The sequence below is a fragment of the Pseudomonas sp. genome (assembly GCF_036387035.1).
Lineage (GTDB): Bacteria > Pseudomonadota > Gammaproteobacteria > Pseudomonadales > Pseudomonadaceae > Aquipseudomonas.
The window spans coordinates 1-22,429 of sequence record NZ_DASVUM010000109.1 but is presented as its reverse complement, the minus strand read 5'-3'; the positions used below and the strand labels follow the sequence as shown (position 1 = coordinate 22,429).

At 61.7% G+C, this 22,429-nt stretch carries 24 protein-coding genes and 2 pseudogenes; 16 read left to right on the top strand and 10 right to left on the bottom strand.

Annotated elements, in window-relative coordinates:
* Nucleotides 1-91: 91 nt before the first annotated feature.
* A complete protein-coding gene (locus VF672_RS10280) occupies nucleotides 92-2,482 on the top strand; it encodes a TonB-dependent siderophore receptor (RefSeq protein ID WP_331104322.1) in 2,391 nt (796 codons plus the stop codon).
* Between the two features lie 40 nt (nucleotides 2,483-2,522).
* On the opposite strand, the gene VF672_RS10275 is transcribed toward VF672_RS10280, so the two are convergent.
* Nucleotides 2,523-3,251, bottom strand: a complete 729-nt coding sequence (locus VF672_RS10275; RefSeq protein ID WP_331104320.1) for an SOS response-associated peptidase family protein — start codon at nucleotides 3,249-3,251, stop codon at nucleotides 2,523-2,525.
* Between the two features lie 98 nt (nucleotides 3,252-3,349).
* Between VF672_RS10275 and VF672_RS10270 the strand changes: the two genes are divergently transcribed.
* The 15 genes and pseudogenes from VF672_RS10270 (at nucleotide 3,350) to VF672_RS10200 (ending at nucleotide 15,581) form a co-directional block, all read left to right on the top strand.
* Entirely contained in the window at nucleotides 3,350-3,790 is a 441-nt protein-coding gene (locus tag VF672_RS10270) for a LexA family protein (protein ID WP_122625290.1), read from the top strand.
* 110 nt (nucleotides 3,791-3,900) lie between these two features.
* Nucleotides 3,901-4,920, top strand: a pseudogene (locus VF672_RS10265) (transglycosylase SLT domain-containing protein); the annotation flags it as partial.
* A gap of 1,114 nt (nucleotides 4,921-6,034) precedes the next feature.
* On the top strand, nucleotides 6,035-6,976 hold the full coding sequence (locus VF672_RS10260; protein ID WP_331104316.1) for a sigma-54 dependent transcriptional regulator: 942 nt from the start codon (nucleotides 6,035-6,037) through the stop codon (nucleotides 6,974-6,976).
* Nucleotides 6,977-7,262: 286 nt separating this feature from the next.
* Nucleotides 7,263-8,171, top strand: a complete 909-nt coding sequence (locus VF672_RS10255) for a sigma 54-interacting transcriptional regulator (protein WP_331104314.1) — start codon at nucleotides 7,263-7,265, stop codon at nucleotides 8,169-8,171.
* Nucleotides 8,172-8,342: 171 nt separating this feature from the next.
* Nucleotides 8,343-8,672, top strand: a complete 330-nt coding sequence (locus tag VF672_RS10250; protein ID WP_331104312.1) for a hypothetical protein — start codon at nucleotides 8,343-8,345, stop codon at nucleotides 8,670-8,672.
* Between the two features lie 53 nt (nucleotides 8,673-8,725).
* Nucleotides 8,726-9,772, top strand: coding sequence for a type III secretion protein HrpZ (locus VF672_RS10245; RefSeq protein WP_331104310.1), 1,047 nt, complete (start codon nucleotides 8,726-8,728; stop codon nucleotides 9,770-9,772).
* Between the two features lie 41 nt (nucleotides 9,773-9,813).
* Nucleotides 9,814-10,188, top strand: coding sequence for a type III secretion system inner rod subunit SctI (gene sctI, locus VF672_RS10240; RefSeq protein ID WP_331104308.1), 375 nt, complete (start codon nucleotides 9,814-9,816; stop codon nucleotides 10,186-10,188).
* Between the two features lie 9 nt (nucleotides 10,189-10,197).
* Nucleotides 10,198-11,001 (top strand): type III secretion system inner membrane ring lipoprotein SctJ, encoded by an 804-nt coding sequence (gene sctJ, locus VF672_RS10235; protein ID WP_331104306.1) that lies wholly within the window; start codon nucleotides 10,198-10,200, stop codon nucleotides 10,999-11,001.
* Entirely contained in the window at nucleotides 11,001-11,543 is a 543-nt protein-coding gene (locus tag VF672_RS10230) for a type III secretion protein (protein WP_331104304.1), read from the top strand. Before sctJ ends, VF672_RS10230 begins: the two co-directional genes overlap by 1 nt.
* A 60-nt stretch (nucleotides 11,544-11,603) precedes the next feature.
* A complete protein-coding gene (gene sctL, locus VF672_RS10225; RefSeq protein ID WP_331104302.1) occupies nucleotides 11,604-12,182 on the top strand; it encodes a type III secretion system stator protein SctL in 579 nt (192 codons plus the stop codon).
* 93 nt (nucleotides 12,183-12,275) lie between these two features.
* Nucleotides 12,276-12,500, top strand: a complete 225-nt coding sequence (locus VF672_RS10220) for a type III secretion protein (RefSeq protein WP_331104300.1) — start codon at nucleotides 12,276-12,278, stop codon at nucleotides 12,498-12,500.
* Nucleotides 12,487-12,915 (top strand): type III secretion protein, encoded by a 429-nt coding sequence (locus tag VF672_RS10215; protein ID WP_331104298.1) that lies wholly within the window; start codon nucleotides 12,487-12,489, stop codon nucleotides 12,913-12,915. Before VF672_RS10220 ends, VF672_RS10215 begins: the two co-directional genes overlap by 14 nt.
* Before the next feature lies 1 nt (nucleotide 12,916).
* On the top strand, nucleotides 12,917-15,019 hold the full coding sequence (sctC, locus tag VF672_RS10210; protein WP_331104296.1) for a type III secretion system outer membrane ring subunit SctC: 2,103 nt from the start codon (nucleotides 12,917-12,919) through the stop codon (nucleotides 15,017-15,019).
* On the top strand, nucleotides 15,016-15,219 hold the full coding sequence (gene hrpT / locus VF672_RS10205) for an HrpT family type III secretion system protein (RefSeq protein WP_331104294.1): 204 nt from the start codon (nucleotides 15,016-15,018) through the stop codon (nucleotides 15,217-15,219). Before sctC ends, hrpT begins: the two co-directional genes overlap by 4 nt.
* Before the next feature lie 2 nt (nucleotides 15,220-15,221).
* Nucleotides 15,222-15,581 (top strand): type III secretion protein HrpV, encoded by a 360-nt coding sequence (locus VF672_RS10200; RefSeq protein WP_331104292.1) that lies wholly within the window; start codon nucleotides 15,222-15,224, stop codon nucleotides 15,579-15,581.
* Between the two features lie 1,292 nt (nucleotides 15,582-16,873).
* Here VF672_RS10200 and sctU read toward each other — a convergent pair.
* The 9 genes and pseudogenes from sctU to VF672_RS10155 all read right to left on the bottom strand — a co-directional run.
* Nucleotides 16,874-17,950, bottom strand: a complete 1,077-nt coding sequence (gene sctU, locus VF672_RS10195) for a type III secretion system export apparatus subunit SctU (RefSeq protein WP_331104290.1) — start codon at nucleotides 17,948-17,950, stop codon at nucleotides 16,874-16,876.
* Nucleotides 17,947-18,741 (bottom strand): type III secretion system export apparatus subunit SctT, encoded by a 795-nt coding sequence (sctT, locus tag VF672_RS10190; protein WP_331104288.1) that lies wholly within the window; start codon nucleotides 18,739-18,741, stop codon nucleotides 17,947-17,949. Before sctT ends, sctU begins: the two co-directional genes overlap by 4 nt.
* The gene (gene sctS / locus VF672_RS10185; RefSeq protein ID WP_093458684.1) at nucleotides 18,742-19,008 is read right to left on the bottom strand and encodes a type III secretion system export apparatus subunit SctS; all 267 of its coding nucleotides are present in this window, start codon (nucleotides 19,006-19,008) and stop codon (nucleotides 18,742-18,744) included.
* 7 nt (nucleotides 19,009-19,015) lie between these two features.
* Nucleotides 19,016-19,669, bottom strand: a complete 654-nt coding sequence (gene sctR / locus VF672_RS10180; protein ID WP_331104287.1) for a type III secretion system export apparatus subunit SctR — start codon at nucleotides 19,667-19,669, stop codon at nucleotides 19,016-19,018.
* Nucleotides 19,666-20,133, bottom strand: a complete 468-nt coding sequence (locus VF672_RS10175; protein ID WP_331104284.1) for a FliM/FliN family flagellar motor switch protein — start codon at nucleotides 20,131-20,133, stop codon at nucleotides 19,666-19,668. The genes sctR and VF672_RS10175 overlap by 4 nt, the downstream gene beginning before the upstream one ends.
* Nucleotides 20,123-21,001 (bottom strand): type III secretion system protein, encoded by an 879-nt coding sequence (locus VF672_RS10170; protein WP_331104282.1) that lies wholly within the window; start codon nucleotides 20,999-21,001, stop codon nucleotides 20,123-20,125. Before VF672_RS10170 ends, VF672_RS10175 begins: the two co-directional genes overlap by 11 nt.
* A gap of 15 nt (nucleotides 21,002-21,016) precedes the next feature.
* Complete coding sequence (locus tag VF672_RS10165; protein WP_331104280.1) at nucleotides 21,017-21,571, bottom strand: type III secretion system HrpP C-terminal domain-containing protein; 555 nt, start codon at nucleotides 21,569-21,571, stop codon at nucleotides 21,017-21,019.
* Complete coding sequence (locus VF672_RS10160) at nucleotides 21,571-22,023, bottom strand: type III secretion protein (RefSeq protein ID WP_331104278.1); 453 nt, start codon at nucleotides 22,021-22,023, stop codon at nucleotides 21,571-21,573. Before VF672_RS10160 ends, VF672_RS10165 begins: the two co-directional genes overlap by 1 nt.
* Before the next feature lie 4 nt (nucleotides 22,024-22,027).
* Nucleotides 22,028-22,429 (bottom strand): annotated as a pseudogene (locus VF672_RS10155) (EscN/YscN/HrcN family type III secretion system ATPase); the annotation flags it as partial.

Here is a 22,429-nt window from a genome sequence, read left to right as displayed (position 1 = left end):
GGCGTCCTCACGGCTGTACGCCTGCGGACCGCTGCCCGAATGGAGCGCCGGCCCCCGGACCAGAGCCTTAGCCCCTTCCAGGAAGCACCCGATGTTACGTCCTGCTTTGCCCGCCTTGACTGCGCTTGTTGCGCTTGGTTTTTCCAGCCATTCATTTGCGGCACCGGTACGGCTCGATCTGCCGGCTCAGCCACTGGCCACATCCCTCACCCAGCTGGGCAGTGCCAGCGGGTTACGCGTGGTGTTCGATCCGCAAACGGTGGCGGGCAAACAGGCGCCGACTGTTCGGGGCGAGCTTGAACCGGCGCAAGCGCTGCAACAATTGCTGGCTGGCAGCGGCCTGACAGGCAATGTCAGCGGCAACTCGGCGCAGGTTGTTCAGGCCCAGTCCGCTCAGGCTGCCGCAAGCCAAGGCGCGGTAGCGCTGGAAGGCTTGAGCATCAACGCCGATTACGGCATCGCCGGGCAGGCGACAACGGAGAGTACGGGCTCGTACACAACGGGTTCCATGAACACGGCAACAAAACTGCCACTGTCGATCCGCGAGACGCCGCAATCAGTCAGTGTGATTACGCGTCAGCGCATGGACGATCAGGGCATGAACGACCTGAACGACGTGGTGAAATACGCGCCGGGCGTGACGTTGCACCGGACCGCCTCGGACCGTCAGGAGTTTCTGGCGCGCGGTTTCAAGATCGACAACATCATGTACGACGGTCTGCCGAGCAGCATCAGCACCTACACCCAGGACGTGATTTCCGGCGCCGACCTGGCCATGTATGACCGTGTCGAAGTGGTGCGCGGCGCGACGGGACTCATGACCGGCGCGGGCAGCCCGGCGGCCACCCTGAACCTGGTGCGCAAGCGCCCCACGGCAGTGCCGCAGGTAAGCGTCACCACCAGCGCTGGCAGTTGGGACCGGTACCGCACCGAAATCGACGCTTCGAACAAGCTCAACGACTCCGGCACCGTCCGCGGTCGTGTGGTCGCGGCGTACGAAGACGACAAAAGCTTCTCCGACATCCGCAAGAATCAGCGCCAGACTTTTTACGGCATCCTCGAAGCTGACCTGAATGACGCCACCACCTGGACGGTCGGCGCCTCCAAACAGCGCGACGACAACACCTCCGACTGGGGCGGTCTGCCGAGCGGTCCGAACGGCGAAGACCTGCACCTCAAGCGCTCGACGTTCCTCAGCAACGACTGGTCGTACTGGAACAAAGACAACATCATGTTCTTCACCGACGTGACACACCGCTTCGACAACGGCTGGTCGGCCAAGCTGGCGGGTCAGAAGATCTGGGCCGAGGCGGACACGTTCTCCAGTTACATCGGCAACTACGATGGCCTGGGCTTCCAGCAGTACCATGGCAAATACCGCGACGATGATGATCAGACCAACCTGGATGCGTCCCTGACCGGCCCGTTCCAGCTGTTCGGCCGCGAGCATGAACTGGTCGTGGGCGTGAGCCATCGGCAGGAGAAGTTTCATCAGTGGGGCGGCTGGACCGACGGCACGCCGATCGACCTCTACAACCCGACCCATTCACTGCCCAAGCCTGACGTAGACACCTCCTTGTACGAAACCCGCAACGCCGCCACCGAAAAAGGCGTCTACGCCGCGGCGCGTTTCAACCCGATTGATCCACTGCACGTGATCCTTGGCAGCCGGGTCAGTTGGTACGACTACGACAACCGCGTGGGCGACGGCGACTACAAAGTGGTCCGCGAGGTCACGCCTTATGCCGGCGTCATCTATGACCTGAACGAAACGTACTCGGCCTATGCCAGCTACACCGAAATCTTCAAGCCGCAGAGCGAGATGGATGCGTCGCAGTCCGTCCTTCAGCCGATGACCGGCAAAAACTACGAGCTTGGCCTGAAGGGCGAATACTTCGACGGCGCGCTGAATGCGTCGGTGGCATTGTTTGAAATGGAGCAGGAAAACCGCGCCTATCTGCTGCAGGACCAGAACACCACCAATTGCCCGAGCTTCCCGGCTTCCAGCTGCTACGGCGCGGCGGGCAAAGTACGCAGCCGCGGGATCGACACCGAGCTGAGCGGCGCGCTGACGCCGGACTGGCAGTTCTCGGCGTCTTACACCTACGTGTTGAGCCAGTTTGTCGAGGACGGCACCAAGAGCAACGAAGGCAAACTGTTTGCGCCTGAACAGCCCAAGCACCTGTTCAAGGCCGCGACCAGCTACACCTTGCCGGGCGAACTGCATAAATGGCGAGTGGGGGCCGACGTGCTGGCCCAGAGCAAGACCTTCAACCGCGTCGGCGAAGGCCAGGCGGATCAGGACGCTTACGGCGTGGTGGGTCTGATGGCCGGCTACAAGCTCAACGAGCACTGGGACGGCCGCGTCAACGTCAACAACCTGTTCGACAAGCGCTACTGGCAGGGTATTCCGACCGCTTCCGGCACCGGCGTTTATGGCGATCCGCGCAACCTGATGTTCTCGGTGAAGTGGACGCTCTGACCTGCGCCCCTCGAACGGGTTTGATCATGCCAAGCTGTGATCAAACCGCCTCTTCGTCGTTTGACGCAAACTGATCGGGCCCACCCACGGGCTCGATCAGCTGCGCCCCCTCGTTGCGTACGTTCCCGACATCCTTGCCCACGGCGTGCCAGACAAAATCGCTGACGGGCCGGCACCCGTCCTGAGCGATTTGCTCAAGGCGGGAGGCCGGCGTCTGCGGGTCGACCCATTCCCGGGCAAGCTCGGGTGTCAACACCAGCGGGCGCCGGTCGTGGATGTCGAGCATGCCGGCATCGCTTGCTGCCGTGATGATGACGAAACCGTCGCGGTCGTCTGGCTCAAGCCCGGGCCGGACCTGTCCCAACGCCGCGAAGAACATGGGGCCCTGGTCTTTCAGGTGGATAAACCAGGGCTGCTTACGCTTCGAATCATTCGGGTCTTTCACCCATTCGTACCAGCCGTTGGCCGGGGCCAGCGCGCGACCGTTCGGCCACAGGTCTTTGAAGAACCTGCCGGTCATCACGGTCTCGACGCGAGCGTTTATCGGGTCCGGCCGTTTGCCTTTCGCCCAGTAGGGCGACCATCCCCAGCGCACCTTGTCGACGCTGAGGCCATCAGCCACCGGCCGGATGATTTCGACGCGCGTGGTCGGCGCCACGTTGTAACGCTCGATGGGCCAGAGGTCGTAGCCGTTGATGACCAGCTGTTCCGGCGCAAGGGTCTTGAGGTAATGATCCATAGGTTCGTAGATCGAGTAGCGTCCGCACATGTGTCACCCGTCGAATTTTCCCGCTTACCAGATTGACCGCGCGCGGCTGAGAACGTTAACTGTATATACGTACAGTTAACAAACACAAGGTCAGTCTCATGAGTGTCACCATCCTTGGCCGGTTGTCGGCCGCGGGCGAACGGTTTCCCCTTTACGCATTTCAGGTGCCTGCGGGTTTCCCTTCGCCAGCGGCCGACCATATCGAGCGTCACATCTCGCTGGACGAGCTGTTCGACATCCGCGCGCCCCACGTCTATCTGGTGAAGATAGAGGGCGACAGCATGCAGGGCGCCGGCATCTATTGCGGCGATCTGGTGATCGTCGACCGTAGCCTGTATGCCGAGCATGGTGACATCGTCATTGCCGCGCTGAACACCGAGCCGGTCTGCAAGCGGCTGCACATGCGTGGCAACGAAGTCATCCTCAAGTCGGAAAACAGCAAATACCCGCCGCGTTATGTCATGGAAGGTGACGAGCTGCTGATCTGGGGCGTGGTGAAATACAGCGTTCGCGATCACGACAAGGTGATGCACTCGTGACGGATCGGCTTCCTTTATAAGGGGGCCGGGGGAGGGTGTTGGGGCAAGGGCTCGCTGGAACCATTCGAGCGCCGGTGCCACACAGCATAAACCTCTCAGGATGACCCCCAATGCCGCCTGCCTTCCGCCCTTATCCGGGCGCGGTGCGTATCGTTCGACCGATGCGCATCGCTTCACTGACTGTTGCGATGTTGTGCGCGGGCTGCCAATCCTATGGCCCACCCCAGATGAGCACTGAACGTACGCCGCGTCTTGTGGCGGGCCTCAATCGCAACGTTGAACCGGTCACGTATGTGCGGCAGGCGCAGGCATACGACGGCAGTGATATCTGGCAGCGGATCGGGCAGGATTTCCGCCTGGCCGACGACAACGGCGTCAATGAGCGAATCGTCCGGCAGCGCGACTGGCTGCTGGGCAATGCCGGTTTCATCCGCAACGCCAGCCAGCGGGCCAGCCCGTATTTGCACTTCATCGTCGAAACCCTCGACCAGCGCGCAATGCCGGCGGAGCTGGCCTTGTTGCCGATCATCGAAAGCGCCTACAACCCCAAAGCCAATTCGATCCGTGACGCGGCGGGGCTGTGGCAGTTCATGGCCGCTACCGGGCGCGATTTCGACCTGCGCCAGACCGCCTGGTACGACGGGCGCCGTGACGTGGTGGCGTCCAGCAAAGCGGCGATGGATTACCTGACGCGTCTGCACAGCCAGTTCGGCGGGGACTGGCTGTTGGCAATGGCGGCTTACAACGCGGGAGAGGGCACAGTGAGCCGTGCGATCGACGCGAATCAACGCCGGGGCCTGCCCACCGATTACTGGCACTTGAACCTGCCCAAAGAAACCCAGGATTACGTGCCGCGCCTGCTGGCGTTGTCGCTGCTGGTGCGCGAACCGCAGACCTATGGTGTGAAGCTCAGCCCGGTGGCCAACGCACCGTATTTCACCGTGCTGGAGCTGGCGCGGCCGGTTGACCTGGAGCGGCTCGCCATCAGCGCCGGCATTGATCGGTCAGTGCTGTTAAACCTCAATCCGGCATTTCTGCGCAAAAAGACCGGCGACGGACCCTCCCGGCTGCTGGTGCCTCGGGATCAGTTCGAGCAGCTTTCGGCCACCCTCGGCAAAATGGCCGACGATGTGATGCCCGGTAATGAGGCACTGGCCGTCAGCAGCGCCACGGCGTCAGGCATCGTTCGGCCCTGACAGGAAGCCTGGACCGCGGGCTTGTCCGTCACAGGCCCTTTAATGGCCGTAATGGACCCGCTCTGTGTCGGCGCGGATACACCCGCCGATCGCCTCGATTCGGGCGCCAGTCCGCTGGAGTGAGTGGGTGCAGACATATTCACGCCGTCAATTAACGAAAATTTCACCGAACTTATCGTGCGTTCTGTAAGAGCGCTGATACAGCGTGGCCAGTTGCCGCGTAAGACACAACTTGAAACATCCGCAGCGGAACGTTCAGGGTATCGCTGTCCGCGATTACAGGTGCCGCTTCCAGGATAAATATTTGGATCCTATATTCAATCTGACTGCGATGCGCAAACCTTTGCTGTGCGTTTAATAGTGCGGTTCAGAACGGGAGCGAGGTCAGGCCCGCTGAATTCAAGGGCTCTGGCCGTATACCCATGAGTACAGTAAAGGCTGTTCGGAAAACCGAGTTGGAACCGTCGGATTTCCGAACGCAAGTAATCATGCAATGTTCACAACTTATAAATAAACAGTGTGGGGAGTGGGTAACTTCCCAGTGCGTTTGAAGTTAATTAACTGCGGAGAGTGTCCGGGCGATGAAGTGTGTGGTGAGTTAACGATACCTTGTCATAAGTGGGGCTTCAGACTTTAAATAATCACTGTCAAAAGCGCGGCATGCCCGATACGGCATTGGCAGCAGGATTGTCGGACAAGTTACTGAGCCGTGGCCGCGCGGAGGCCTGCGTTGCCAGGTTGAGCAGAATGCAGCGCACCCAGGAAGATCCTAACCTGATGATTATTAAGATTTTATGATGCGGTCCTCGCGCCGGAAGGGCCATCTGCATCCCGCGTAGGTCCATCTTCCAGTCGAGGGCAAGGGCTAATTTTAAATAGCCGTTTGAATGTTTCGCCAATAATTAGTTAATGCCGTCAACAAAGTCAAAGTGCCAGCACTGTGGCGTGTGAAGTATGTCTCACTGCGCTGGGGAACTAAATTTAATTATGGCTGCCTTTGGAATGCGTGGTATTAATAAATCGCTTGCTCCCACGACGAGAGGTATCGATGAAAGAAGAAATCGATGTAAGCGACTGTTCGTGTCAGCCTGAAAATGTGGCGCTGGATATCCAGCAGATAGCATTGAATACCGCAAACCTGAGTATGGATTTGCTGCTGTGTGGGGAAACAGGAACAGGTAAAGACACGCTGGCTAAACGCATTCATGACTTGTCCGGTCGGACAGGTTCTTTCATTGGCATGAACTGCGCCGCCATTCCGGAATCCCTGGCGGAGAGTCAGTTGTTCGGGGTGGTGAACGGCGCCTACACCGGCGTCAGTCGGTCCCGCGAGGGGTATATCGAAGCGGCCTGCGGCGGCACGCTGTACCTGGACGAGATCGACAGCATGCCGCTGAGCCTGCAGGCCAAGCTGTTGCGCATCCTGGAAACCCGGGGCATCGAGCGACTGGGCTCGACAACGTTTATTCCGGTGGACCTTCGAGTCATCGCTTCGGCGCAGCGCCCTCTGGATGAACTCGTGGAACAAGGGCTGTTTCGTCGCGACCTGTTTTTTCGGCTCAATGTGCTGACCATCAAAATGCCAGCCTTGCGCAAGCGTCGCGAACAGATTCTGCCGTTGTTCGACCAGTTCACCCAGGAAGTCGCCGCCGATTTCGGCTGCCCGGTCGTCGGCCTGGACAACCGTCTGGTGCAGTTGCTGCTCAGCCACTCATGGCCGGGCAACATCCGCGAGTTGAAGTCCGCCGCCAAGCGCTTCGTGTTGGGCTTCCCGTTGCTGGGCGGCGATGCACCGCCGGATCGCGACCTGGAAACCGGTCTGAAGACCCAGCTGCGTGTCATCGAAAGAATGCTCATCGAAGACGCCTTCAAGCGGCACAAGCACAGCCTGAAAGCGGTGATGCAGGAGCTCGACCTTCCTCGGCGCACCTTGTATCACCGAATGAAGGAGCTGGGGATGAATGATGCGGATGAAGCGGTCTTGACCTAGTGGGACCGGGTTCAGCGGGGAAGAGGACGGCTCGAGCGGCATAGGTTTTGTGGTGTGACGCCTGACGCCTTCCCGGCTGAAGCCGGTCCCACCAAGTGCCCCGTCTGAAGCAGGTCCACTCGGTGCCCCGGCTGAAGCGGTCCCACCAGGCGCGCAGGCTGCGTCAGTCCGACGCGATCAGGTCCACCCGCCAGCCCTATAAAAAATCTGCCCTATCAAGCGCGCTGTCCTGCAGATGAAGCCTCGCAGCCAATGTCGCGTAACCCTCAAATGCCAGAGGTCGTGAATGAGTGTGTACGAGTTATTCGATGAGCAGCTGGAGGACGACAACCACGTGCCGAACCTGCGCGTGGTTGCCCGCAGCCTTGGCCAGTTGGGGATCGATCTGCTGTTGTCGGGTGAGACCGGGACCGGCAAGGACACGGTCGCCAGCCGTATCCACGCGCTGTCCGGTCGAAAGGGGCGCCTGGTCGCAATGAACTGCGCGGCCATCCCCGAATCCCTCGCCGAGAGTGAATTGTTCGGCGTGGTCAGTGGCGCCTACACCGGCGCCGACAAGGCGCGGGTGGGCTACATCGAAGCCGCTCAGGGCGGCACGCTGTACCTGGACGAGATCGACAGCATGCCCCTGAGCCTGCAAGCCAAACTGTTGCGGGTGCTGGAAACGCGCTCCGTCGAACGGCTCGGCTCGACGTCACCGATTGCGCTGGATGTCTGCGTCATTGCGTCGGCCCAGCATTCCCTCGACGAGATGGTCGAGCAGGGGCGTTTTCGCCGGGATTTGTATTTTCGCTTGAACGTCCTGACCGTGACTTTGGCGCCGCTGCGTTCGCAACGCGCGCGCATCATCCCGCTGTTCACCCGTTTCGCTCAAATCATGGCGCAGGAGTCCGGCCTGCCATTGCCCGAGATCACCGGCGTGCTGCGTCACGTGCTGCTCAACCACGACTGGCCGGGCAACATTCGTGAACTGAAATCAGCGGCCAAGCGTCATGTCATGGGCTTTCCGTTGCTGGGCGCGGAGGCAGGCGAAGAGGGCGAGTCATCAGGCCTCAAATCGCAGCTGCGGGTGATCGAAAAGGCGCTGATTCAGGCGGCGCTCAAGCGACACAACAACAGCGTCGAGGCCGTCAGTCAGGAGCTCGATATCCCCCGTCGCACGCTCTACCACCGCATGAAGGAACTCGACGTCTGACCTGCGCTTTCCCTCTGCCTCAGGCGCTACGCCTTCCGTCCAGCCAGCCGTGTCTGCAGCTTTCCTGCCCGTTGCCGAATTTTATTGAGCCTTGCGCGGAACCGATCCTGAGGTGAGTGCCACCCACTGGCACCAAGCACTTTCGCTGGTGAAGACTCAGGAGTGTTCGACATGAATCCCATTTCCATGGTCGGTAACTTCGCCAACAGCGCCATCGGCGCGGGCGGACAAGTGGCTCAGCAGGCAGCCAGCGCGGTGACCCAGGTCAAGCAGGAGAGCAACATCACCGACGCCGCCGGCCCGTCCAAGGCCGAAGCCGCACAAAGCGCCGCCACCGAAAAGGCTGACGCAAGCCAGGCGCGCCTGATTGCCATGCAAACCGAAGCCGACATTCGCAAACAGACCAACGACGTCCTCAGCGCTATCCGCTCCGGCAAGGAAGACAGCGCCAACAAAGCCATCAGTGCCGAGGCGCAGAACGCCAAGGGCATCAGCTACTGATCGGTCCGAGCGCCCCCTGAAAAAGGGGGCATCCACCTCAGGATGGAGGTTTCATGCTAAGTCTCAATGCCAATAGCAATCCGCTGCAAAACCTGCACATCGGCACTGTCATTTCTCACCCGACGCTGGGCGGCGACAAGACTCCCCAGTCACTCAAGGCCGTCATCGATCAGCTCGCTCAGGCGCTGACCAAAGGCGGGCACCTGGATAAAGACTCACCGCTGGGCCAGATGGTCGGCAAGCAGATGGAGAAGAGCAATCCGTTGGCGGCGCTGACCGGCGGCAGCCCGGACATGATCAAGGCCGCATTGAGCGACGTGATCAAAGACAAGCTGGGCGACAACTTTGGTGCCGCCGCCGATGCAGGCCAGGCGAGTGCCGGCGCCCCGGACCTGATGTCGCAGACCCTCAACGGGCTGGCCAAGGCGTCGCTGGATGACCTGCTGACGAAGCAGGACAGCGGCACGACCTTCTCCAAGGGCGACATGCCGTTGCTGGAAAAGATCGCCGAGTTCATGGACCAGCGCTCGGCGCAGGATCCGGCCAAGTTTCCGCCTCCCGATTCCGGCTCATGGAAGAACGAACTCAAGGAAGACAACTTCCTCGACGGCAAGGAAACGGCGGCCTTCCGTTCCGCGCTGGATTCTCTCGGCGGGCAACTTGGCCAGCAGCAAGACGGCGTGGGCGACGCGGGCGACGGCTCGGCGCTGAACAACCCGGTGAGCAGCCTCGCACCTTCCGATTCCTCCGGCGTTGGCCAGGCATCTCCCGAAGGCCTGAACCAGGACCTCGGTCAACTGTTGGGTGACCTGCTGCAGAAAGGCATGAACGCCAGCGTTGGCGGAGGCCTCGGCACGCCAGTCAACGACGCCTCTCAGGCTGGCGCTGGCAGCAGCAGTGTGACCCAGGACCTGGGACAACTGCTCAGCGGCCTGATCAAAAAAGGCCTGGAAGCCGAACAGAACGGTGCCGGCGTCAATGGCGCAGGTGGGCAAAATCCGTTCGCTCAACACGATCAGCAAAACATGCTGGCCCAGGCCGCGTCCGCCCTGGTGTCGGCGCTGGTGGGCGGCGGTGGCAACAGCAACACCCTGTCCTGACGCAAGCCGTACGCATCGACCCGTCTGCCGGAGAAACCTACATGACCATTTCCCACGTCAATCAACTCAAATCGCCGTCGCCGGAGCTTGAGCCGCACCTGGATCAGGGACTGGTCAGCGGGCCTTCGCAGGCGGACGTCGATCTCTTCAACGCCGCCATGCGCCCCGAGCTGTCGATGCAGCAGAGCCATCTGTCCGAGCAGATCGCCAGCGCGTTATCGGAACGCCTCGGTGCCACCGACAAACTCTCGCAGCAAGCGGCGCGCAAGATGAAACGGGCATCTACCACGGACGACCCGCTGGAGATCTCTCAGATGAGCCGGTCGCTGTCGCAGTATTCGTTGCAGATGGCCCTGACCACCAAAGTCGTCAACAAGAGTGCCCAGGCCCTCGATAAATTGACCAACCTGCAGTAGAGGCATGCCGTGAAATACCTGACTGCGGGACTGATCTGCCTGATGCTGTTGCTCAGTGGCTGCAGCGACGACACGGACCTGTTTACCGGGCTGTCCGAGCAGGATTCCAATGATGTGATCGCCAGCCTCGCCGACCAGCACATCGACGCGCGCAAACGCAGCGAGAAAACAGGCGTGGTCGTCAGCGTGCCGACGGCCGAGATCAACCGCGCCGTGCGCATCCTCGATGCCGCCGGCCTTCCGCATCGGTCGCGCACCAGCCTGGGCGAAATCTTCAAGAAAGAAGGGGTAATTTCCACGCCGCTGGAAGAGCGCGCGCGGTACATCTACGCCCTGTCCCAGGAACTGGAAGCGACGCTGTCGCAGATTGACGGCGTGATCGTCGCCCGCGTCCATGTGGTGCTGCCCGAACGCATCGCGCCGGGTGAGCCGGTGCAGCCGGCTTCGGCAGCGGTGTTCATCAAACACACCTCGGCGCTGGACCCCGACAGCGTGCGCGGCCGCATCCAGCAAATGGTCGCCAGCAGCATTCCCGGCATGTCCGGCGAGCCGCTGGACTCCAAGAAATTCGCCATCGTGTTCGTGCCTGCGGCGGAATTTCAAGACACCGAACGGCTGGTGAATTTCGGGCCGTTTCTGGTCGACAGCGACCACGTCGGCTTTTGGAACCGCATGCTGTGGCTTGCGCCCCTGGCCGGTGTGTTGCTCGTGGCCCTGATCGTGCTGATTCTGCGCGGCGACTGGCGCAACGCGCTGTTGCAACGCATCGGCCTGCGCCGCAGTGAACGTACAAACATGCCGGTGCGGGCGTAATGCGCAGCGCCGAGGAACACTGGGTTCGTTGGTGGTGCGCGCCTTGGGAATGGGCGCATCCCGACTGGATCGAAGTGTTTGCCGACCATTGCGGCGTGACCCGCGAGGATTGCGCCGAACTGTTGGGGACCCGCCATAACGTGTTTTTGCACAGCGTCGGCGTGGCTCCGAGCCAACCGCCGCCGCCCGTTGATTCGTTGATGCAATGGCTGCAACTGGGCGACGCTCAGCAGCAGCAGGCGCTGTCACTGGCAGGCCGAATCTGTTTCGGCCAGGGTCAGCAGGCGAGCCGCGATGACGCCGGGTACGTGCATGAGCCCTGGTGCCGCGCGGTGGCCAAAGCGTTGCGGCCCGGTGTTTGGCTGGACGGGTCGGTGAACGACGCGCGTCTCTTGCTGGCGGCATGGGCGGGCGAGTCCTGCTGGTCGCGGCTGCGCTTGTCATGGGCGCCCGATGCCTTGCCACCGCCGTGCGCCGAACTTCCCGAAAACAAACTGCAAACCCTCTGGCATTCAGTGATGTGGCGCGTGACGACGCCTTGATATTCGCCGCTGTCTCGCCGTTTTCTTCCTGCTGACCGGACTGACATTCAGGAGCTGAACATGCTCGCCAAGCGCCGTCTCGTGCTGTCTTCATCTGCGTTGCTGGTCACCGACATCCTGCGTCGCGAAGACCTGGCCGGTACCGTGCTCGCTGCGCAAGTGCTAGACAACGCCCGCGCCGAAGCCGAGCAGATTCTGGCCGCTGCGCACACCCGGGCGCAGCACGAAAAGGATCAGGCGCTGGTGCAATTCTGGAACAGCGCCAACGATTTTCTGCAGCAGCTGGAGCAGCAGCGGCAGGCGTTGGCCGAGGCATCGATGGAGGCGGTGGAGGCCTTGCTCAATGAGGCGCTGGCCGACTTGCTCGACCAGACCAGCCTTGCCGAACGCAGTCGCGCGCTGATGAGGAATCTCGCCGCCGGGCAGCTCGTCGAAACCACGGCCGTGCTCAGCGCCCATCCCGAGATGCTCGACAGCCTTGGCGAGTGGTTGTCAGCCAGTCGCTTCGCCGATCACTGGCAGCTCAAGGGTGACCCGGCGCTGGCGCCGCAGACGTTGCGCCTGAGCGACGCCAACGGCGCGTACGACATCGATTGGGACAGCCTACGCCGTGGGCTGGTGGGGCCATCGGCGCACTGATGCGTTTTTCTTGACCCTGTTGTGACGGTTCATGGAACCGGAGCGCGGGCAGGTTCCACTCAGGGGTTGAATCCCTCAGTTGGAGCCACCGGCATGATCAGTTTCAAATCCCTGCAAAACCACCTCGATCACTCCTATTCCCGCGCCCAGGACGACATGCAGGACGCCGCCGAAACCGCCTCGGACAGCGGCACCATGGAAGACTTCCAGGCGTTCAGCGATGCATCGCAGCAAACCAATGTCGCCAACATGATTCTCAACGAAGGGCTGCGCGCCAAACACGGCATTACCAAAGCGATCATTGATGGAATTCAGTGAATTCAGCGCGATCCTCGCCCAGTGGTGCGAGCGCCGTCCGCTCGTGCCGCTGGACTGCTGGATTGACGACGCCAACGCCCGACTCGCGGTGTCCGGCAACGGCGTGCGCCTGAGCCTCGATGTGCTCGATCCGTATGACGGCAGCGACCCGCAGCGCCTGGAAGCGGTACTGGCCCAAGGCGGCGCCGGCGTGGCCTGTGCCTGTGAGGGCGGGCTGGCCATCGACCCCGACACCCGCTGCGTGGTGTTGGTCAGTTGGATCCCCGACCCCTGTCACCCGACGCAACTGCTCGAACGTCTCGAGCGCCTCGCCAATCAGCGCGCCGCGATGCTCAGCCTCATGCAAACCTCGATTCGCAGCGCGACAGCTTCTGCATCGCGCTCGACCCTCAATACCTGGCAACCGGGAGTGTGAAATGCGCAAGGCCTTAATGTGGTTGCCTTTGCTGATGATCGGCATCGGCGCGCCGGCGCTGGCAGCGGTGCCTGATGCCTGGAAACACACCGCCTACGCGTACGATGCGCGGCAGACCGATCTGAGAACGGCGCTGGCGGACTTCGCCAAGGAGTTCGGCATCGGCCTGGACATGCCGGCGATGCAGGGCACCCTCGACGGGCGCATTCGTGCGCAGAACCCGCAGGAATTCCTCGACCGACTGGGTCAGGAGCATCACTTTCAGTGGTTCGTGTACAACGAAACCCTGTACATCAGCCCGACCAGCGAACAAACCTCGGCGCGCATCGAAGTGTCGCCCGAGGCGGTCGACGACCTGCAGCAGGCATTGTCCGATGTCGGTCTGCTGGACAAGCGTTTTGGCTGGGGCGCACTGCCCGACGAAGGCGTGGTGCTGGTGCGCGGTCCGGCCAAGTACGTCGACTTTGTGCGCACGTACAGCAAGAAGGTCGAGGCGCCGGAAAAAGCCGAGAAGCAGGACATCGTGGTGCTGCCGCTGAAGTACGCCAACGCCGCCGACCGCACCATCCGCTACCGCGATCAACAGCTCACCGTCGCCGGCGTGGCCAGCATTCTTCAGGAACTGCTGGAAAGCCGTTCCCGTGGCGAGTCCATCAACGGCGTCAACCTGCTGCAAGGGCAGGGCGGGGCAGGGGCTGGGGGCGGCGGCGCCACGTCCTCTGGCTTGAATTACGGCGGGATGCAAAGCCAGGGGTTTGACACCGGCGCCATCGAACAGGGGCTGGACCGGGTGCTGGGTTCCAAGGGCAAGCGCGGCGGGTCCTCCAGCGAAGCGGCAGGCCGCTCGAAGATTCGCGTCAGCGCCGACGTGCGCAACAACGCGGTGCTGATTTATGACCTGCCCAAGCGCCGGGGGATGTACGAGAAGCTGGTCAAGGAACTGGACATGCCGCGTAACCTGATCGAGATCGACGCGGTGATCCTCGACATCGACCGCAACGAGCTGGCGCAGCTGTCCAGCCGCTGGAATTTCAAAGGCGGCAGCGTGAGCGGCGGCGCCAACCTGTTCGAGCAGGGCACCAGCACCACGTTGTTCATTCAGGACGCTGGCAAGTTCTCGGCGGACCTGCACGCCCTCGAAGGCAACGGCGCGGCGTCGGTGATCGGCAATCCATCGATCCTGACCCTGGAAAACCAGCCGGCGGTGATCGACTTCAGCCGCACTGAATACCTGACCGCCACCTCCGAACGCGTCGCCGACATCCAGGCCATCACGGCCGGCACCAGCCTGCAGGTGATCCCGCGTTCGCTGGACCAGAACGGTAAATCCCAGGTGCAACTGATCGTCGACATCGAAGACGGCCAGATCGACACCTCACAAATCAACGAAGACCAGCCGGCCGTGCGCAAGGGCAACGTCAGCACGCAGGCGGTGATCGCCGAGCACGGCTCGCTGGTCATCGGCGGATTCCACGGGCTGGAAACCACCGACAAAGTCAACAAGATCCCGCTGCTAGGCGACATCCCGGTGATCGGCAAGCTGCTGTTTCAATCGCGCAGTCGCGAGCTGAACCAGCGTGAGCGCCTGTTCATCCTCACGCCGCGGCTGATCGGCGATCAGATCAACCCGGCGCGCTACGTCCAGAACGGCAACCCCCATGACGTCGACGACCAGATGAAGCGCATCAAGGAACGGCGCGACGGCGGCGAACAGCCCACCCGTAGCGATGTGCAGAACGCCTTCACTCAGCTGCTCGACGGCGTAACGCCGGTGGGCTTTAGCAGTGGCGAGACCTTGCCCTTTGAAGCGGACAGCCTGTGTGACCCCGGCGTCGGCCTGACCCTGGATCGCCAGCGTTCACAGTGGTTTACCCGCAAGGACTGGGGGATCGCGGTGGTCGTGGCGCGTAACACCACCAGCAAACCGGTGCGCATCGACGAAAGCCGCTGCGGCGGGCGCTGGGTCATGGGCGTCAGCGCCTGGCCCCATGCCTGGCTGCAGCCGGGGGCAGAGAGTGAAATCTACATCGCTCTGCGCCAGCCGCAGGTGTCGAGCAAGGCTAAACAGAACCGACCTTCGCTGCTCAAGGGGGCTACACGATGAACCTGCGCGGTTTGCTTATGCTGTTTATGGTTGTCGCCACGCTGGCAGGGTGTGCCACGCATGGATGCTCGGGTTATTCGTGCAAGCGGCCGGATTCCAATGATCGCGAGTTGGTGATCTGGTGGCCGCCGGACATGCGTCAGGGGATTGATGAGCGTGACCATGAGCAGGATTTCTCTGTGGTGCCATTGAAGGACTGAGCATGATTCGGGTATCGGAAAAAGCAGCGTTTTATGCCCATGTCGCCGCCGAGCGTGCGGCGATCTGGCCGGTGGCGGCGGGCGTGGCGTTTGTCAGTCGACGTGAGCACCGGGACTGGGGCATTGCGCTTCATATCGAGGGTCGGGCGTTGCGTCCGGAGCAGTTGCGCGATGCGTTGGAGCGGCGGTTTTCGCAGGCGGAGTTGTTTAACGATTTCTTTTTGTTTTTGGATGTGCAACGGGATTTCGTGGTGTGGCATGCGGTGGCTGATGCGCAGGAGTCGCCGGTGAGTCTGGACAGTATCCGGCGGCAGGAGTTGGAGTTGGCGGGGTTGGGGCATTTGAGTGATGTGCTTCAGTAATTCAAGATCAAGATCAAGATCAGGATCAAGATCAAGATCTTCAAGATCAAGGGCGTCTGCCTGGGGGCAGACTGTTTCGCCTTCGGCGAGTTACTTGGAAAAGCACCCCAAGTAACCAAGGGTGCCTGCTCCTGGTTGGGTTCCTCCTTCGTCGGAATACCCTCACTCCGACGACGCTCCGTGGGCCCGCGCCGAACGGACATCCATGTCCTGACGGCGCTCTCGCCGCATCCATGCGGCTCGGCCCACTGCGCGTCGCCTGCGTTCGGCCTGCACCCAAGTCGCGATGTGTGGTGTCTGTGCTTTCTGTGTATGAAGATCACAGCAGATCAACTGCTTCCCGGCTAAAGCCGGTCCCACTAATTAACTAACTAACTAACTAATTAACTAACTAACTAACTAACTAACTAACTAACTAACTAGCTAACTAACTAACTAACTAACTAACTAACTAACTAGCTAACTAACTAACTAGCTAACTAGCTAACTAACTAACTAACTAGCTAACTAGCTAACTAGCTAACTAGCTAACTAACTAACTAACTAACTGACTGACTGACTGACTGACTGACTGACTGACTGAATGCGTTGCCGTTAGTGGGACCGGCTTCAGCCGGGAAGGGGCCGGTCTGGGTGCCATCAAACCAGCGGCTCAACGCCCGATACTGATCGTTCCCCACGCTCCGCGTGGGAACGCATCCCGCGACGCTCCGCGTCACTTCCTCAGGCTTGAATCCGCGTCGTTCGCAGGACGCAGAGCGTCCGGGGCGGCGTTACCACGCGGAGCGTGGGAACGATCAAGATCAAAGGCTTCCCGGCTAAAGCCGGTCCCACTGACTGAATGCGTTGCCGCTAGTGGGACCGGCTTCAGCCGGGAAGCTTCTGACCTGCTTCTGATCTGCTCCTGATCTGCTCCTGATCTGCTCCTGATCTGCTTCTGATCTGCTTCTGATCTGCTTCTGATCTGCTTTTGATCTTCCTACACAAAAAGCCCAGTCACCGCCAATCGCGACTTGGGTGCAGGCTGAACGCAGGTCTCGTGGAGTGGGTCGAGCCGCATGGATGCGGCGAGAGCGCCGTTGCGGACATGGATGTCCGTTCGGCGCGGGCCCACGGAGCGGGGCCGGAGTGAAGGTACTCCGACGCAGGAGGAGCCCAACCAGGAGCAAGCACCCTTGGTTACTTGGGGGTGGTGCGACTTTCGACTTTTCCAAGTAACTCGCCGAAGGCGAAACAGTCTGCCCCCAGGCAGACGCTCTTGACCTTGATCCTGATCCTGATCCTGGCCTTGATCAACGATCCTCTATCTGGATGACCTCATCCGTCACTTCCTCCAGCTGCCGCACGATCTGATAAATATTCGCCACCGCCAACAACGTCGTTCGCGGGATGTACTTGCCCGCCTTGACCTTATAAAGCGTGCGCGCCAGCCAGACACTCTGCACCACCGGAATCCCCGCCTTCTTCGCCCGCGCAATCAACGCCAGCGCCTCATCATCCTCACCCTTGCAATGAACCTGAGGCAATGGCGTCGTGCCCGGACGGTAATACAGCGCCACTGCATAATGCGTCGGGTTCACCACCAGCATGTCGGCGTCCTCCACCGGCCTGGCCGGCGCGGTCGGTGCCTGGTTCAACAACTCATGGGCCAATTGCCGACGATGACCCTTCACATGCGGGTCGCCCTCCGACTGCTTGTATTCCTTCTTGATGTCCTCATGGCTCATCCGCAGCTTCTTGGCGTGAAAATACTTCTGCAGCGCAAAGTCCACCGCGCCGATCACCAACAACAAGCCCAGCGTCGCCCGCAAGATATGACGGAACACTTCCAACAGCGCGTGCCAGTACGTCGTCAGGTCCGTGCTCGACAGCAAAACCAGCGTGCCCAGTGACGGCTTCACCACCGCATACAGCGTCGCCGCGATGGCCGTGGCCTTCAAAATACTGAGCAGCAAGGTCGTCAGGCTCTGCGCCGAGAACATCTGCTTGGCGTGGGCGAACGGGTTGAGCTTGTTGAAGTCCAGCTTCAGCGCCTTGGGCGCAAACAGAAACCCGATTTGTATCCAGCTGCCCACCAGGCGCATCAACATGGCGACGCCGACGCTGCTCAAAATGAACCCGATCAACACGCTCGCGCCTTCGCTGGCGACCTGCTCGAGCGTGTGCATGAAGGGTTGGCCAACCCCCTGGAAGGACAGCGTCATCAGATGAAGCAACCGCGCGACACTTTCGTCCGCCAGGCCAAAGGTCACTTCGCTCACGACCAACAGCACCAGCAGCTTGCTCAGGTCCTGACTCTGCCCGACCTGGCCTTTTTCGCGGGCATCGCGCAGTTGTTTGGGCGTGGCCTTTTCGGTTTTTTCGCTCACGGCACATGCACCAGCTGGCCGAGCAGGTGCTTCAGATCGGCCAGTTGCATGATCTGTCCGTTGCCCAGTTCCAGCAGGGTCGGCAGGTAGATGAGCAGGAAGGCGATGCCCGCCATGCTTTTCGCCGGCATGGCCAGAATCGACACGTTCAACTGCTGCGCATACAGGCCGATGATCGCCAGCGCGGCCTCGATCAGCAGCAACAAACCAATGAATGGTGCGGCGTAGAGCATCATGTGCTGCAGGGTCTGGTTTAGCTGTTCCAGGAACAGGTCCAGCCCCTCGACCGTCATGCCGGGCAGCCACGCGGTGGGCGGCCAGACCTGGTAACTGTCCCAGATCACCTGGGTGATCAGCGACAGCCCGCCGGACAGAATCACCAGCATGATCAGGGTTTCCTGAAACAGCTCGCCCAGCGGCGTCGCGTCGGGCCCCAGCGCCGGGTTCAGTTGGCCGCCGCTCAAGGCGCCGCGCTGGCTGTCGAGCAGGGCGCCCACCGAGGCAAACATCCAGAACGGCGCGTACAGCAACAGACCGAGCAAGGTGCCGAGCACCGCTTCCTTGAGCAGCAGTGCGCCGATGGAAAACCAGTCATCGTTCATGCCCGACAGCGCGCGACTGATGCCTGGCGCCGGCACCATCGACACCACCAGCACCACGGCGTAACGCAGCGGGCCCTTGAGGTATTTGAAGCAGAAGGCCGGCACCAGAATCATGCACGGCAGTATCCGTGCGGCCGCCAGACCCATGCCCAGCATCAGTTCAAACAGCCCCTGGGCGTCGAAGGGCATCTAGTGCGCGCCCCCGGACCGGGCGATGAGGTCGAAGGCCATGTTGATGAACTGGATCAGCTCGACGCCGATCCAGCGCCCGGTCATGGCCAGGGTCAGGCCGACGGCGGCGAGCTTGATGCCGAACGGCAGCGTCTGGTCCTGGATCTGCATCAGCGCCTGCAACAGCGAGGTGATGACCCCGACCAACACGGCCACGCCCAACGGCGGCGCCGTGAGGATCACCACCAGAAACATGCCCTGTTTGAACAACGCCAGCGCTTCCATCACTGCCTCACATGTAGGAATAGAAAAGGCTGTCAAGCAAGCGCGTCCAGCCTTGCACCAGCACGAACAGCAGCAGTTTGAGGGGCAGCGAAATGGTCATCGGCGAGACCATCTGCATGCCCAGCGCCAGCAGCAGGTTGGAGACGATCAGGTCGATGACGATGAACGGGATGTAGATCAGAAAGCCGATCTGGAAACCGGCCTGCAGCTCGGACAACACGAAGGCGGGCACCGCCAGCAGCAGATCGCTTTTGCTGGCCTGGTCGGCCATTTCCTTGGGCCACATGCGTTGCGTGTTGTCGAGCAGATGGGCAACAACCTCGGGGTCGGTGTTGCGGCTCATGAAGCGTTGCAGCGGCTCGATGACGGTGTTGGCGCTGGCCTGCAACTTGTCGGTGCTGCCCATCTCCAGCGGGTGATCGTGTACCCGTTGCTGGATTTCGTGGGCGACGGGGGCCATGACGAACATCGTCGCGGCCAGGGCGATGCCGTAGAGCGCCATGTTCGGCGGCACTTGCTGCACGCCGATGGCGTTGCGGGTGATCAGCAGCGTCATGGCGATCTTGAGAAACGCCGTGCAGACGATCAACAGAAACGGAATCAACGACAGGGCGCCCAGAAACAGCGCCAGCATCACCGGGTTCATCCCGTCCATGATCATGCGTGGGACGCCATGCGGGTGATCTGCAGGCCGAGGCGGCCCTCGACGCTGACCAGCTCGCCCTCTGCGACGACGCGTTCGCCGTGGCACAAGGTGGCGAAGCCGGGGGTGACCCCGTTGACCGGCAACACCGTGCCGGCCGCGATACGGCGCAGGTCGCCAAGGGTCAGTTCGAGGCTGCCGCAGCGCAGGGTCAGGGCAAGTGGCAGTTGGTCGAGAGAATCGAGGGCGGTGAGGGGTTCCGCTGATTGGGGCTCGTAAGGCTCGCCCGCGTGCTGCGTATTGGCGTAGCCCTCGGACTCATCCTGCCACTCGCTTTCGGTGGCGTGATGCTCGGCGTCGTCAAAAGCTTCCCGGCTGAAGCCGGTCCTACTCTGATCCGGCGCCTGATTCAGCGTTGGCTCAATTGACTCATCATCGGCCAGGTCCTCGATATCGTCTTCGTACACTTCTTCATTGACCATGTCCCAAGTCTTCCTCGTGGCTGAACCGTACATACAGCTGCAGTGCGCGGCTGTCCGTCTGCACTGCCCATTGCCGACCCGCCAGTTGCAGCCGACCGCCGCCCTCGTCGTCGAAATGACACAACGACGGCAGCAGCACGTCCCCCGGCTGCAGCGACGCCAACTGATCGAGGCTCAAGGACAGCTCGCCCAGCACCAGCGGCTGGCAGACAGGCCAGTCTTGCGCGACGTTCTGCCGGCGCGGCTGCCAATGGTGGCTGCCGAGCAGTTGCAGAATGAACCGCGCATCGGCGCACAGCTGACCGTGCAGAACCTGCGAGCCCAGCCGCAGCTGCAATCGGCAGGTCATCGGGGCGGCGTCCGGGCTTTGGTCATCGGCGGACAGCGCAGTGATATCGCTGAGTGGCCGCAGAGGGCAAAGCAGTTCCGCCAGTTCGGCACTCATCCGCTGATTCACCAATTGCCAGTACCACGGCTGGTGCTCGCCGCCGAGGGTGACCGGCAGTTCACCGAGCAGGCTGAGCACCGCTTCGGCGTCGCTCAGGGCGAAGCGGCCGAGGGCGCTGTCGAACCACGTCAGCGATGACGCGTTCCCGGCTGAGGCCGGTCCTACGAGGGGCGGGCGGTCATCGTCGGGTATCAAACGCAGGGACAGTTCGCCGCGCTGGCCCTGGGCGGTGTAGGCGCAGCTCACACCGGCGCCCAGCAGGCGCGAGGCCTCGGCGACGTCGCTGCTGACTTCCCGCAGTTGTAGCGGACTGAATGAGGCGTTCCCGGCTAAAGCCAGTCCTACAGGGTTCGGGCGGCTGATGTTCAGGTGGTTCACGTCCAATCCACCCATGTCCACGTTGCTCACGTCCGAATTCATGTCCGGGTTCATTGCCTATGCCTCCTCATGCAACGACAGGTCAACGTCACAGCCCAGCGCCTGCTCCAGCGCGCTTTCGCAGTTGCGTTGATGGGGCTGCAAGCGTTTCAGCACGCCCCGGCGGGCGAAGCCCAGTTCGATGCTCCACTGGTTGTCGCGCTTGCTGGCGTTGACCTGCACCTTGCCCAGATGGGGCATCAGCAAGGTCAAGCTCAACGGACCGTCCGGCTGCTGCGGCAGGCGTTGCGCGAGCTCGTCGATCAATTGCACCGGCACGCCCTCAGCGGGAAACAACGTGCTGAGGTGGCTCCCGGCGAAGCTTGATTCGCTCTGCTGTTCCGTGACTGCCGGCACCAGCAATTGGGAGAAAAACAAGCCATCGGCGCTTAACGAGGCGGGTGACGCGGAGTCATCACACAGCCGGCGCAGGCGTTCGGCATCGGCACGCCGAACACTGGTCAGCGGCTGACGCGCTTCACCTGGCGCGGCAGGGGAAGGCGAGGGCGCGCGCGACGCATCGGCACGGGGCTGCGATTGCGGGCGAGGCGGGGTTTGGACGGGGCTATTCATCACGATTCACCTTGTTCGTTGAGGGCCTCAGCCAGACAGGCCAGTTTTTCCACGGCGCGCTGGGACGCCTTCGCCGCGTCTTTCGCGTCGGCCAGACGCTGCTGTTGCTCTTCAATGCCCAGCTCTTGCCGGGCCATGTCCTGCCGGATATACGCCAGCCGGTCGAGCATGCGGTTTTCCTTCTCGTGCCAGCGTTCGAGGTCGTCCAGCGACATGGCTTTGTTGACGTGCGCGCTGCTCAAGACCTCCCGGCGTTCGCGCTGGTTATGGCGTTCCTGCGCGTAAGAATCGCGGGTCTGCTGAAGGTGTTCGTGCAGGTGCTCCAGCGCCTGTTGCGCCTGGCGTTGCGCCCGTTCGGCGCTGGCTTGTCGATGCTGTCGCAACGGCGTCAGCACGGTGATCACCTGCTCCATGGCAAGGGTTTGCGGGTCGACTTCGAGTTCTTCTTCCACGCCATCACTCCGGCAATTGCGAGGTGAGCTGCATCAGTGCGGCGAGGGTTTCCTGGAGCCGCACCGGCTCGCGCAGGTCCTGACGCAGGAACGCATTGATCGGCTCATTCAACCGCACGGCGCAGTCGGTGACCGGGTCGCTGCCGGGCTGGTATTCGCCCAGGCGCAGGAGCATTTCCACCTGCTTGTACGCCGCCATCAAGCGACGCAGTCGGTTGTTCGCCTGCTGGTGCTCGCGGCCGGTGACGTTGCTGATGATCCGGCTGATGCTGGCCTGCACGTCGATGGCCGGGTAATGACCGCGCTCGGCCAGTTTGCGCGACAGCACGATGTGGCCGTCGAGCAGCGAACGCACCTCGTCGGCGACCGGATCATTCATCGAATCCTGTTCGATCAGCACGGTGTA

Coding starts and splice junctions, on each gene's coding strand:
- VF672_RS10260 (WP_331104316.1), top strand. CDS start 6,035: ATGAAAGAAGAAATCGATGTAAGCGACTGTTCGTGTCAGCCTGAAAAT.
- VF672_RS10245 (WP_331104310.1), top strand. CDS start 8,726: ATGCTAAGTCTCAATGCCAATAGCAATCCGCTGCAAAACCTGCACATC.
- VF672_RS10280 (WP_331104322.1), top strand. CDS start 92: ATGTTACGTCCTGCTTTGCCCGCCTTGACTGCGCTTGTTGCGCTTGGT.
- sctL (WP_331104302.1), top strand. CDS start 11,604: ATGCTCGCCAAGCGCCGTCTCGTGCTGTCTTCATCTGCGTTGCTGGTC.
- VF672_RS10215 (WP_331104298.1), top strand. CDS start 12,487: ATGGAATTCAGTGAATTCAGCGCGATCCTCGCCCAGTGGTGCGAGCGC.
- VF672_RS10165 (WP_331104280.1), bottom strand. CDS start 21,571: ATGAATAGCCCCGTCCAAACCCCGCCTCGCCCGCAATCGCAGCCCCGT.
- VF672_RS10275 (WP_331104320.1), bottom strand. CDS start 3,251: ATGTGCGGACGCTACTCGATCTACGAACCTATGGATCATTACCTCAAG.
- sctR (WP_331104287.1), bottom strand. CDS start 19,669: ATGATCATGGACGGGATGAACCCGGTGATGCTGGCGCTGTTTCTGGGC.
- VF672_RS10200 (WP_331104292.1), top strand. CDS start 15,222: ATGATTCGGGTATCGGAAAAAGCAGCGTTTTATGCCCATGTCGCCGCC.
- sctC (WP_331104296.1), top strand. CDS start 12,917: ATGCGCAAGGCCTTAATGTGGTTGCCTTTGCTGATGATCGGCATCGGC.
- VF672_RS10170 (WP_331104282.1), bottom strand. CDS start 21,001: ATGAATTCGGACGTGAGCAACGTGGACATGGGTGGATTGGACGTGAAC.
- sctT (WP_331104288.1), bottom strand. CDS start 18,741: ATGCCCTTCGACGCCCAGGGGCTGTTTGAACTGATGCTGGGCATGGGT.
- VF672_RS10250 (WP_331104312.1), top strand. CDS start 8,343: ATGAATCCCATTTCCATGGTCGGTAACTTCGCCAACAGCGCCATCGGC.
- VF672_RS10230 (WP_331104304.1), top strand. CDS start 11,001: ATGCGCAGCGCCGAGGAACACTGGGTTCGTTGGTGGTGCGCGCCTTGG.
- sctS (WP_093458684.1), bottom strand. CDS start 19,008: ATGGAAGCGCTGGCGTTGTTCAAACAGGGCATGTTTCTGGTGGTGATC.
- VF672_RS10175 (WP_331104284.1), bottom strand. CDS start 20,133: ATGGTCAATGAAGAAGTGTACGAAGACGATATCGAGGACCTGGCCGAT.
- sctI (WP_331104308.1), top strand. CDS start 9,814: ATGACCATTTCCCACGTCAATCAACTCAAATCGCCGTCGCCGGAGCTT.
- VF672_RS10270 (WP_122625290.1), top strand. CDS start 3,350: ATGAGTGTCACCATCCTTGGCCGGTTGTCGGCCGCGGGCGAACGGTTT.
- VF672_RS10220 (WP_331104300.1), top strand. CDS start 12,276: ATGATCAGTTTCAAATCCCTGCAAAACCACCTCGATCACTCCTATTCC.
- hrpT (WP_331104294.1), top strand. CDS start 15,016: ATGAACCTGCGCGGTTTGCTTATGCTGTTTATGGTTGTCGCCACGCTG.
- VF672_RS10255 (WP_331104314.1), top strand. CDS start 7,263: ATGAGTGTGTACGAGTTATTCGATGAGCAGCTGGAGGACGACAACCAC.